This is a genomic window from Mesomycoplasma ovipneumoniae (assembly GCF_038095975.1).
GTDB classification, from domain to species: domain Bacteria; phylum Bacillota_I; class Bacilli_A; order Mycoplasmatales; family Metamycoplasmataceae; genus Mesomycoplasma; species Mesomycoplasma ovipneumoniae_C.
Map to the genome: position 1 here is coordinate 1 of NZ_CP146003.1, position 12876 is coordinate 12876.

Annotated in this window: 8 protein-coding genes and 1 other annotated feature; all 8 genes read left to right on the forward strand. The window is 28.3% G+C overall.

Going from position 1 to position 12876, the window contains the following annotated elements; genetic code table 4:
- Positions 1–727 (forward strand) — a sequence feature (23S ribosomal RNA rRNA prediction is too short).
- A gap of 911 nt (positions 728–1638) precedes the next feature.
- The 8 genes from V3255_RS00005 (at position 1639) to V3255_RS00040 (ending at position 12145) form a co-directional block, all read left to right on the forward strand.
- Positions 1639–3069, forward strand: coding sequence for a hypothetical protein (locus tag V3255_RS00005; protein ID WP_332977459.1), 1431 nt, complete (start codon positions 1639–1641; stop codon positions 3067–3069).
- The gene (locus V3255_RS00010) at positions 3041–4846 is read left to right on the forward strand and encodes a hypothetical protein (protein WP_337903041.1); all 1806 of its coding nucleotides are present in this window, start codon (positions 3041–3043) and stop codon (positions 4844–4846) included. The genes V3255_RS00005 and V3255_RS00010 overlap by 29 nt, the downstream gene beginning before the upstream one ends.
- 88 nt (positions 4847–4934) lie before the next feature.
- The gene (locus tag V3255_RS00015) at positions 4935–5483 is read left to right on the forward strand and encodes a hypothetical protein (protein ID WP_332977457.1); all 549 of its coding nucleotides are present in this window, start codon (positions 4935–4937) and stop codon (positions 5481–5483) included.
- Positions 5455–7224: a hypothetical protein gene (locus V3255_RS00020; RefSeq protein WP_337903043.1), complete on the forward strand. Its 1770-nt coding sequence runs from the start codon at positions 5455–5457 to the stop codon at positions 7222–7224. The genes V3255_RS00015 and V3255_RS00020 overlap by 29 nt, the downstream gene beginning before the upstream one ends.
- A gap of 253 nt (positions 7225–7477) precedes the next feature.
- Complete coding sequence (locus tag V3255_RS00025; RefSeq protein WP_337898626.1) at positions 7478–7774, forward strand: hypothetical protein; 297 nt, start codon at positions 7478–7480, stop codon at positions 7772–7774.
- Positions 7775–7846: 72 nt separating this feature from the next.
- Positions 7847–9652, forward strand: coding sequence for a hypothetical protein (locus V3255_RS00030; protein ID WP_337903045.1), 1806 nt, complete (start codon positions 7847–7849; stop codon positions 9650–9652).
- A 151-nt stretch (positions 9653–9803) separates the two neighbouring features.
- On the forward strand, positions 9804–10139 hold the full coding sequence (locus tag V3255_RS00035; RefSeq protein ID WP_337892279.1) for a hypothetical protein: 336 nt from the start codon (positions 9804–9806) through the stop codon (positions 10137–10139).
- A 236-nt stretch (positions 10140–10375) separates the two neighbouring features.
- The gene (locus V3255_RS00040) at positions 10376–12145 is read left to right on the forward strand and encodes a hypothetical protein (RefSeq protein ID WP_337892280.1); all 1770 of its coding nucleotides are present in this window, start codon (positions 10376–10378) and stop codon (positions 12143–12145) included.
- Positions 12146–12876: the final 731 nt, after the last annotated feature.

The window sequence follows — 12876 nt, forward strand, 5'->3', positions numbered from 1 at the left end:
AACCTTGAAATACCACCCTTAATAAATTGATTTTCTAACCAGCTTCCATTATCTGGAAGTGAGACAGTGCGTGGTGGGTAGTTTGACTGGGGCGGTCGCCTCCTAAAGAGTAACGGAGGTGTTCAAAGCTACACTCAATATGGTCAGAAACCATATGCAGAGCATAAAGGTAAAAGTGTGGTTGACTGCGAGACCTACAAGTCGAGCAGGTGCGAAAGCAGGACTTAGTGATCCGGCGGTTCATTGTGGAATGGCCGTCGCTCAACGGATAAAAGCTACCCCGGGGATAACAGGCTAATCTTCCCCAAGAGATCACATCGACGGGAAGGTTTGGCACCTCGATGTCGGCTCATCGCATCCTGGAGCTGAAGTCGGTTCCAAGGGTTTGGCTGTTCGCCAATTAAAGCGGTACGTGAGCTGGGTTCAGAACGTCGTGAGACAGTTCGGTTCCTATCTGATGTGGGCGTTGGAATATTGATGAGAGCTGCTCTTAGTACGAGAGGACCGGAGTGGACGTACCGCTGGTGTTCCAGTTGTCTTGCCAAAGGCACAGCTGGGTAGCTAAGTACGGAAAAGATAACCGCTGAAAGCATCTAAGCGGGAAGCTTCCTCAAAGATGAGTATTCCTTATGAAATTCCTTATAGACTATGAGGTTGATAGGTTAGAGGTGTAAGTGTAGTAATACATTCAGCTGACTAATACTAATAAATTCAAAGTTTAAAAAGTTAATTCTTAAAGTATTTTAATAAAAATGTTACTATTCAGTTTTGAGAGCGCTAATCAGCATCCTTATTTTAGAGAGCCAACAAAAAACTCTTTAAAATAAGGATTTTTTTTATTAACTAATTGCTTAATTAAAAAAATCCGAGTTTGTCAGTTTGAGGGCAAACTCAAGAAAAATAACTATCAAAGCAAAAACACTAAATTTTAAATCTAACACTCACGAAAGAAAAAACCTGCCTACTAATCAAATAACGTAAACTAAAAAGAATTTTTAAACTGCTTTTTTAGTTTAAAACACAGGGAAAAACCATCAAAAAATACAACTACTATTTAAACTCAATGCAAATAGAAAACTCGTTTTTATTTGCAGCGAGCCCAAAAAACATATGAAGTTTTGAAAGAACAATAACCAAAAGCCCTAAATTTATAGATTTCTAAACGGTTAAATTTAAGGCATTCCATCATATTTAAAAACATAATGGATAATTCGCATTTTCTGATTTTTTTATGGCAAAAACATTCTTAATTCCCCCTTAATTTAATATCAAACTTATTAATTTATTCTTAGTGAGTGTTATTATAACATAATTTTTTCTTGTACCAAACATTTTTTTTTTTTTTTGCAAAAGGTTTATTTCAAAATAATAAAGATTAAGATTTTAGCGTCAAAAAACGTGGATTTATCGGGTATTTTTGCATATTTATATTCACTAAAAAGTGAGTTTTTGCCATCAACTGGCGAACTCAGGAAAATATGCCTGAATTTTAGTACAGTTTATTTTTAGCCATTGATTAGCATAATAACTTATTCTTTTAAAAAACAATTTTTTAGGTATTTTTCCTAAAAAATTTTTAATATATAGTATAATTAAAAAAATAAAGAATTAATATTGTATATAAAAAAAGGAAAAAACATGAAGAAAAAGTTAAAGTTTTTTAAGTTTATCACTAATGTTGTCGCTGTCACTTCACTTACGCTAAGTGTTTTTGGGCCGCTTTGGCATTTCCAAAATACAAAAAGCTATTCAGATTTTAAACTTGAAACTCGTGATATAGATCTATCAAATTCAAAAAAACCGGTAAATTTTGATGATTTAGTTCAAATTGTTTCGGCGAAAAACCAACAAAATTCGCTTGTTATTAATGCAAATATTAAAAATACCCAAACACGTCTAAACAAAACAAGTACTAATTCAGACTCTCCCAATCTAGATGATATTCAAATTCAAATTAATCAAGAAGGTGAGGTAATTTTAAATAGTTCTTCACTTGAATTGGTTAACGAAAAAGCTGAACTCTATTTTGAAGAAGGTGTACCAAAACTAAAATTTGAAGGGCATGTTTTTGACTTTAGACAGCTTCAAAATAAAACTTGGGTTGAAAAAACTGTGGCACCAGCAGCAGCAGTTGCTGCTCCTGCTGCTGGTCTTGGTGCATTATTTTGATATGCTGTTGGAGCTGCTATCGTTGGTTCGGTTATTGGTATTGCTGCTTCGGTCTTTTTTCCGAATATTGTTAGTGATGTTGGAAGATGATGGAATAATAATCGGCCTGCCCATCCTGTCCACAAGGATGATGATAGTCCTATTGTTTCAAGAGGTACTGACTCAATTGAAGTTGATTTAGATAAATTGACAAAAGGAAAAAGTAAGTCTAGAATTAAAACAATAGCAGGTACAACGACTTTAAATCTTTCTGTTGTAAAAGATGAGAAAAAATTAAGACAATACACTGGAATTCATCCAGCTTGATTTTTTAATTTTCACACTGAAGGCTTAAAATCTTATTTTGTTATTAGCGAACAAGCAATTCCAGAAACTGCAGCTTGACTTTGAGCCGTTTCAAATTTAACAATGCAGTCAAAATTAACCCAAATTGTTATTGATACTTTTCTGCCTAGTTCAATAAAAGCTAAAATTAATAAAAATAAAAGAGACCGTGATAATATGAAGGAAAAATTAAATTCTCCTATTGATTTTTATTCATTTAATGAGCCAGTTATGTGAAATTTGGCTGAAAAAACAAGAGATACAGCAAATTTGATTGTAGGAAAATGATGGCTAGCATCATCAAATAATAATTTAAATAAGGATCCCGGTTTTACTAAAGGTCCTTTTGTTACTGGAAGCGGACTTGCTCATGATTCTATTGATTGAACCGATCCTAAAAACGCTTTTGAGATTCCTGATAAACAATCTAATCCAAAACCATACACAAAAGTTTTCTTTCCAAGTTATCATGTAAGAAGAGTAAGGCTTCAAGATGAACATCTAAAAAGGAACAAAATGTTAAGTGTAGAAAAGGTACATTTTTTATATGGAAGTCCAATTAGATTTGAAGTCTAAAGCAAAAAAACAATTAAAAGAACTAAAATATTTAGAAATTGATATTAAAACTCGTTATTCAGTTATAAGCATATTTTCTGATAGAGATGTTCGCTGTGATCGCAATGAAAAATATCGAAGAATTCCAGACTTCTTATGAGTTTATGTTATGGATTCTTGCGCGGTTGTAGATAATCCGATTGAAACTATTGTTGGCATAGATTACAAACGTGATGATTATGTTTATAATTTAAGACTAGAAGATATCCCAAAAACAGTCTTTTTTTTGAAAAAATTAAAAGATTTTGATTATTATGATGAAATTAGGTGTTTGTCCCGTAGATGAACTGATGAGGATTATTGTCGAAACAAAGAAAATCTAAGTGATGAGTATAAATGAGAACCCTATTTTTCGGACACTCCCTATGAGACTAAAGATTTTAGAACAGTAATCGTTGCTTTTGAAAATTTTGATGACAAAGAAAAATGTGAATTTTCAATTTCCTTTCCTGCAGTTTTTCAAAAAATGTTCAAATCAAAAGATGAACTAAAAAAAATTGAAAATCTGATAATTAAGGAAATCAAAGAAAGCGTTCCTTATGCAAAGCCAAAAAATTTATCCAATTATCGGGAAAAAATCTTTGATTTTTTATCGAATAGATATGAGTATAATTCAAAATTTGTAGATATAAACAAACCATATTTAGGACAAAATGTAGAAAATATCTACAATTTGTTGTTAAAACAGGGTTATAATTTTGGTGAAAAAACCCAAATTCAACCAATTCAGAATGTATTTACTTTTGAAACTTATGAAAATTTGCTTAAAAAATTTAAAAAATACGGGATTAAAAAGATTGATTTAAACATTGAAAACCGAGATAAATTTATTCTTAGTTGATTTGATAAATTTGGCCCTGAGTATCGAAAATTTTGTATCAACCTTTTCGGTAAAAAAGGTCAATTTTATTATGATAATTTAAATAAATGAACAAATAAAATCGAATTTATCTATTTGTTGCAAATTTTATTTGGTCCTAGATATTATTTTCCCACTGAGAATGTCGACCTTGATGAACCAGATTATTTTATTTTACCAAGTTGAGGCAAACTTAAACTGGAAAATTTCCAAATTTTTTACTTTGGCGGGCAAGAATACGGACTTTTTGATGAAATAATTTCCCAATTTGACTCAAAAAAACCAGTTTTTTGATTTAAACCGTATTATCGCTCGGCTTATAGCACCAACACTGGCTGAATTTCGCCCATTTCACTAAAAAATTTCATTTTACTGTATGTTGACGGGCAAAAAATTTATTACTGATTTGGCCATTCAAATTTATATGACGATATTTTCCAAGGTAAATACGAAATTTTAAAATATTATTTCAAACAAAAATTGGTTAAACTTGAGCAAGATATTTTTCTGCGAAATAACCAAGATCCGCAGTTTGTTTTTTCTTCCCCATCAAAATCAAATTATTTAAACAAAAATGTAATTGAATCTTCTATGGAAGAACTAATTTTATATCGTGATGCAATTAAAAAATTTCAAGAAGAAACAACTCATGAATTTAAGTATTTTGACGATTTTATAGAGAATTCGGATTTATATACCCAGCAAGAAAAGAAATTGATTTTAGAAGAGCATTTTGATTTTTCTTTAAGTTCTAGAGATGAAAATAGCTTTTTTGATGAGATTTCAAAAACAGATTTTCGCGGTGATTATAGTGAGAAAGCTCTTGATGATGAGAAAATGTTCGCTGATCTTTTCGACGGCGAAAAACTTCGAGACTAAAAATTTTAAATTCTTTTTTTAAAATTTTTTAGGTTTTTTATTTTTGTTTATCCAAAAATAAATATTTTGCTAGAAAAATTTTGTTTATTTGCAAAAATGTTCCTTATTTTGAGCGGTTGGAAGTTTGCTGGCCCAATCAGAATTAACCAAAATTATTATTAATAACTTGGTGTCTAGTTTAGTAAAAGATAATAAAAATGTTGATGACCTTAAAATTATGAATAAGAAACTAAATTCACCTATTGATTTTTATTCATATAATCGATCAGTTATGGAAAATTTGGCTATAAAAACAAGAGATACAGCAAATTTGATAGTGGGAAATAGATGGTCAATTGATCCAAATAATAATTTAAATAAAGATTCCGGTTTTACTAAAGATCACTTTGTTGTTGGAGAAGGCCTTGCTAGCGATGCTATTGATTGAACCGACCCTAAAAATGCGTTTGATATTGATCCAAGTAAAGATGAAAATATACCATCATACGTAAAAATATATTTCCCCAGTTATCATGTAAGGAGAGCAAGAATGATAAAGGGAAAATTCGACAAGAAGGAATTTATAGAAAGAGAAAAAATGTTAAATGTTGAAAAGGTGCATTTTTTATATGGAAAGGCAATTAGATTTAGTAACTAAGGCAAAAAAACAATTAATTAAACTAAAATATATAGAAATTAATATTAAAAGTCGTTGTTCAATTCAAAACATGATTGATGAGGATGTTGATTTATCGCTTGATTGTAATTATGAGTATTATAGAATTCCAAATTTTTTATCAAATTACCTTAGCGACTTCTTCGATCCTAATCCAATTGAAAGAATTATTAGTTTAAATTATAAACAAGAAGATTATGTTTATAATTTAAAACTGGAAGATATCCCAAAAAGTGCGTTTTTTTCCAAAAAACTCAATAAATTTGGTTTTTATAATGATATTAGGTGTTTAATTGGCGGTTGAGCAAACAATGAATATTGTGATAAAAATGGAAAAGAAAATCTTGATCTTATCTCTGAACTTTATCCTTCGTATGGTTTGCACGATGGCAAAAGTTTTGAAGAGGTTGTTGTTGTCTTTGAAAACTTTGATGATATTGAAAAATGCGAATTTTCAATTTCTTATCCAGTTGTATTTTCAAAAATATTTAAATCAAAAACCAAATTAAGAGAAATTGAAGCTTTAATTATTAAGGAAATTCTGGAAAGTGTTCCTTATGCAAAACCAAAAAATTTAGCAAACTATCACGAAAAGATCTTTGATTTTTTATCAAATAGATATGAATATAACTCAAAGTTTGTAGATATAAATAAAGCATATTTAGGACAAAATGTAGAAAATATCTACAATTTGTTATTAAAAGAGAATTATAATTTTGGCGAAGAAACCCAAATTCAACCAATTCAGAACGTATTTACATTTGAAACTTATGAAAATTTGCTCAAAAAATTTGAAAAATACGGGATTAAAAAGCTTAATTTAAACATTGAAAATCGCGATAAATTTATTCTTAGTTGATTTGATAAATTTGGACCGGAATATCGAAAGTATTGCATTGAACTTTTTGGTGAAAGAGGCCAAACTTATTATGATAATGTGAATAATTGGACAAATAAAATCGAATTAATATATTTGTTGCAAATTTTATTTGGTCCTAAATATTGAGTTCAAGATCTAGATTTTTATCCCGATGAGCCTGATTTTCTTATTCTGCCAAGTTGGGCCAAATTAAAACTTGAAAATTTCGAAATTTTTTACTTTGGTGGACAAGAATATGGACTTTTTGATGAAATAATTTCCCAATTTGACTCAAAAAAGCCAGTTTTTTGATTTAAACCATATTACTACTCCGCCTATGGAGCTGGTGATGCATGAATTTTGCCGATTGCATTAAAAAATTTCATTTTATTGAATGTTAACGGTCAAAAAATTTATTACTGATTTGGCCATTCAAATTTATATAATAATATTTATCAAGGTAAATACGAAATTTTAAAATATTATTTCAAACAAAAATTGGTCAAACTTGAACAAGATATTTTTCTGCGTGATGGTAAGGATCCGGAGTTCTATGTTTCTAGATCAACAAGGCAAAATAATTTAACTAAAAATGTGATTGGATCATCTATGGAAGAATTAATTTTATATCGGGATGCCTTGAATAAATTTCTAAAAGAAACAGACCATGAATTTGAGTATTTTAGACGCTTTCTAGAAAATACTAATTTATATAGCCAGCAAGAAAAAGAATTAATTTTACAACAACACCTTCTCTTTTCTTGAGATTCTAATAATTGAACTGAATATTATGATGAAATTGCAAGAGTAGATTTTCGCGGTCATAAAAGCAAAAAATTTATTGAGATAGAAGGAAAATCGTAGGTCTTTTTGTTAATTAATAAATTTAAAGACAAAAGATTTAAGTTTATTTTTAAAATTTTTAACTTGTTTTTACATTCTTATTTATTTAAAAATAGCAATTTTGTCAGTTGAATTTATGTTTATTTGGAAAAATGTGCCTGACTTTGAGCGGTTGGAAGTTTGCTAGCTCAATCAAAATTTACTCAAATTGTTATTGATATTTTCCTGCCTAGTTCAGTAAAAAATAATTAAAAATGTTGATGACCTTAAAATTATGGATAAGAAACTAAATTCACCTATTGATTTTTATTCATATAATTGATGAGTTATGAAAAATTTGGCTGAAAAAACAAGAGATACAGCAAATTTGATTGTAGGAAAATGATGGCTAGCATCATGAAATAATAATTTAAATAAGGATCCTAGTTTTACTAAAGGTCCTTTTGTTACCGGAAGTGGACTTGCTTATGATTCTATTGATTGAACTGACCCTAAAAACGCTTTTGAGATTCCTGATAAACAATCTAATCCAAAATCATATACAAAAGTTTTTTTCGAGGTTATCATGTAAGAAGAGTAAGACTTAATAGTGAACATGTAGACAGGGATAAAATGTTAAGTGTAGAAAAGGTACATTTTTTATATGGAAGTCCAATTAGATTTGAAGTCTAAAGCAAAAAAACAATTAAAAGAGCTAAAATATTTAGAAATTGATATTAAAAGTTATTGCTTAATTGAACGGATATTTTCCGATGAAGATTTTCCCAATGATTGTAATAATGAATATCGAACAATTCCAGACTTTTTATGAGTTTATGTCATGGATTCTTGCGCGGTTGTAGACAATCCAATTGAAACTATTATTGCCTTAGATTACAAACGTGATGATTATGTTTATAATTTAAGACTAGAAGATATCCCAAAAACAGTCTTTTTTTTGAAAAAACTGAAAGACTTTGATTTTTATGATGAAATTAGGTGTTTGTCCCGTAGATGAACTGATAAAGATTATTGTCGAAAAAAAGAAAATCTAAGTGATGAATGTAAATGAGAACCCTATTTTTCGGACACTCCCTATGAGACTAAAGATTTTAGAGTACTAATCGTCGCTTTTGAAAATTTTGGTGACACAGAAAAATGTGAATTTTCAATTTCTTTTCCTGGAGTTTTTCAAAAAATGTTCAAATCAAAAGATGAACTAAAAAAAATTGAAAATCTGATAATTAAGGAAATCAAAGAAAGCGTTCCTTATGCAAAGCCAAAAAATTTAGCAAATTATCACGAAAAAATCTTTGATTTTTTATCGAATAGATATGAATATAATTCAGAGTTTGTAGATATAAATAAAGCATATTTAGGCAAAAAAGTAGAAAATATCTACAATTTGTTATTAAAAGAGAATTATAATTTTAGTAAAAAAACCAAAATTAACCCCATTCAAAATGTATTTACTTTTGAAACTTATGAAAATTTGCTTAAAAAATTTGAAAAATACGGGATTAAAAAGCTTGATTTAAACATTGAAAACCGCGATAAATTTATTCTTAGTTGATTTGATAAATTTGGCCCAGAATATCGAAAGTATTGCATCGAACTTTTTGGTAAAAATGGTCAATTTTATTATGATAATTTGAATAAATGAACAAATAAAATTGAATTTATCTATTTGCTGCAAATTTTATTTGGTCCTAGATATTTTTTCCCCACCGAGAATGTCGACCTTGACGAACCGGATTATTTTATTTTACCAAGTTGAGCCAAACTTAAACTAGAAAATTTCCAAATTTTTTACTTTGGCGGCCAAGAATACGGACTTTTTGATGAAATAATTGCACAATTTGACTCAAAAAAACCAGTTTTTTGGTTTAAACCGTATTATCGTTCTGCTTATAGTACCAACACCGGCTGAATTTCCCCAATTGCATTAAAAAATTTCATTTTATTGTATGTTGATGGTGAAAAAATTTACTACTGACTTGGCCATTCAAATTTATATGACGATATTTTCCAAGGTAAATACGAAATTTTAAAATATTATTTCAAACAAAAATTAGTCAAACTTGAGCAAGATATTTTTCTGCGAAATAACCAAGATCCGCAGTTTGTTTTTGCTTCTCCACCAAAATCAAATTATTTAAATAAAAATGTAATTGAATCTTCTATGAAAGAACTAATTTTATATTGTGATGCAATTAAAAAATTTCATGAAGAAACAACTCATCAATTTAAGTATTTTGATGATTTTATAGAAAATTCGGATTTATATAGCCAACAAGAAAAGAAATTGATTTTAGAAAGACACTTTGATTTTTCTTGAAATTCTAGAGACGAAAATTACTATTTTGAAGAAATTTCAAAAACAGATTTTCGCGGTGATTATAGCGAGAAAGCACTTGATGATGAGAAAATGTTCGCTGATCTTTTCGACGGCGAAAAACTTCGAGACTAAAAATTTTGTTTATTTGCAAAAATTGCTTGAATTTTTATCAATTTTTTTAAGACGCTGAATTTTTAATGAAATTTTCCCTAAAAAGTTTTAGTGTATGCTATAATTTTAATGAGTAAAGAATTTGAATATAGTATATAAAAAGGGAGAAAACATGAATAAAAAACTGAAACTTTTTAAGTTCATTGTTAATATTATTACTTTTTCATTATTAAGTCTAGGTGTTTTTAGCATACTTTGACATTTTCAAAGTACAAAAAGCTATTCAGATTTTAAACTCACAGCCCGTTATTTAGATTTGTTAAATTCAAAAAAATCGCTAAATTTTGATGATTTAGCCAAAATTTTTTCAACCAAAAACCAAGAAAATTCGCTTGTTATTAATGCGAATATTAAAAAATCCCAAACATATCTAAACAAAACAAGCACTAATTTAGCCCCTCCTAATCAGATGATATTGAAATTCAAATTAATCAATATTGTCAGCTAATTTTAAATAGTTATTTGCTTAAATTTGTTAACAAAAAAGTTTAGCTCTATTTTGAAAAAGGTGTACCAAAACTAAAATTTAAAGGTGATGTTGTTGAATTTAGAGAATTTCAAAATCAAACTTGGGTTGAAAAACCTTCTTTTTTATAAATTACTATATTATTATTAATAATAATAATAATAATAATAATAATAATAATAATAATATGTTAAATGTTGAAAAGGTGCATTTTTTATATGGAATCCCAACTAAATTTAATATCCAAGGCAAAAAAACAATTAATTAACCTAAAATATATAGAAATTAATATTAAAAGTCGTTGTTCAACTGGTAATATGGCTGAGGATGATGTGGATTCAACGTCTGATTGTTATTATAAGAATTATCCATTTCCAAATTTTTTATACGATTACCTTAAAGAAACCTACAATCCTAATCCAATTGAAAGAATTATAAGTTTAAATTATAAACAAGAAGATTATGTTTATAATTTAAAACTAGAAAATATTCCAAAAAGCGCGTTTTTTTCCAAAAATCTCAAAGATTTCCATTTTTATAATGATATTAGGTGTTTAATCGGCGACTTAGACGACAATGAATATTGTCGTAAAAATGGAAAAGAAAATGTTGATTCTATCTCTGAACTTTATCCTTGGTATACTTTTCACGACGGTAAAGCTTTTAAAAAAGTTGTTGTTGTCTTTGAAAACTTTGATGATGTTGAAAAATGCGAATTTTCAATCTCTTATTCGGCTATTTTTTGAAAAATGTTTAAATCAAAAAGCAGATTGAGAGAAATTGAAGCTTTAATTATTAAGGAAATTCAGGAAAGTGTTCCTTATGCAAAGCCAAAAAATTTATCGAATTACCACGAAAAAATCTTTGATTTTCTATCAAATAGATATGAATATGATTCAAAGTTTGTAGATATAAATAAACCATATTTAGGACAAAATGTAGAAAAAATCTATAATTTGTTATTAAAAAAGAATTATAATTTTGGCGAAAAAACCCAAATTGAACCAATTCAAAATGTATTTACTTTTGAAACTTATGAAAATTTGCTTAAAAAATTTGAAAAATACGGCATTAAAAAGCTTAATTTAAACATTGAAAATCGCGATAAATTTATTCTTAGTTGATTTGATAAATTTGGCCCAGAGTATCGAAAATATTGCATCGAACTTTTTGGTAAAGATGGCCAAACTTATTATGATAATGTAAATAATTGGACAAATAAAATCGAATTAATCTATTTGTTGCAAATTTTATTTGGCCCTAAATACTGACTTGAAGATCTAGATTTTTACCCCGATAAACCTGATTATTTTATTCTACCAAGTTGGGCAAAACTAAAACTTGAAAATTTTGAAATTTTTTACTTTGGTGGACAAGAATATGGACTTTTTGATGAAATAATTTCCCAATTTGACTCAAAAAAGCCAGTTTTTTGATTTCAACCATTTTACTACTCCGCCTATGGAGCTGGTGAAGCACGAATTTTGCCAATTGCATTAAAAAATTTCATTTTATTGAATGTTGACGGTCAAAAAATTTATTACTGATTTGGCCATTCAAATTTATATAATAATATTTATCAAGGTAAATACGAAATTTTAAAATATTATTTCAAAGAAAAATTAGTCAAACTTGAACAAGATATTTTTTTGCGTGATGGCATAGATCCAGCGTTTTTTGTCTCTTGACCACCAAGGCAAAATAATTTAACTAAAAATGTGATTGGATCATCTATGGAAGAATTAATTTTATATCGGGATGCCTTGAATAAATTTCTAAAAGAAACAGACCATGAGTTTGAGTATTTTAGACGCTTTCTAGAAAATACTAATTTATATAGCCAACAAGAGAAAGAATTAATTTTACAACAACACCTTCTCTTTTCTTGAGATTCTGATGATTGAACTGAATATTATGATGAAATTGCAAGAGTAGATTTTCGTGGTCATAAAAGCAAAAAATTTATTGAGATAGAAGGAAAATCGTAGGTCTTTTTGTTAATTAATAAATTTAAAGACAAAAAATTTAAGTTTATTTTTAAAATTCTTAACTTGTTTTTTACATTCTTATTTATTTAAAAATAGCAATTTTGTTAGTTGAATTTATGTTTATTTACAAAAATGTACTTCCCGAGTTTCTCAATTTGATGAGATAATCTTAAAAAAATGTCGGTTTTAAACCAGGACAAAAAAAATTAACACTAAGGTGTTGGCTTTTTTGTCCGAGTTTACATTGCTACCTGCTTTCTTTTTAAAGGGGTCGAATTCGACCCCTTTAAAATTAGGGTTGTTAATAATCTCCAAGAAGCAAATTTAAATACAATATATTTATGTGCAAGAGTCCCTCGATATCTTCTGAGTTTTGCATATATCCCTTTTGCATTTGTTGTATTAATCCATTTTTGAGGCGATAAGGTAAATGCATTACTGCCAGCCTTTTTCAAAAACCCCTCGAATTCGAGGGGGTTAAATTCAAGATTATTTAATTGCTCCCATTCTCTTTTTTATCAATTATTTGGTATAGATGAAAATCGTGCTTTATTATCATTTTGCAACCTCGCTTGAAAAATTTAAGTGGATTTCCACCTTTTTATTTCAAAATAATTTCAACATAAATAAACTTATGTTTAGTAATAGCTTGAAAAATTTAGGTGGATTTCCACCTTTTTATTTCAATGTATCCAATATATCTAATTTAAATTTGTGAAAATACTTAAAAC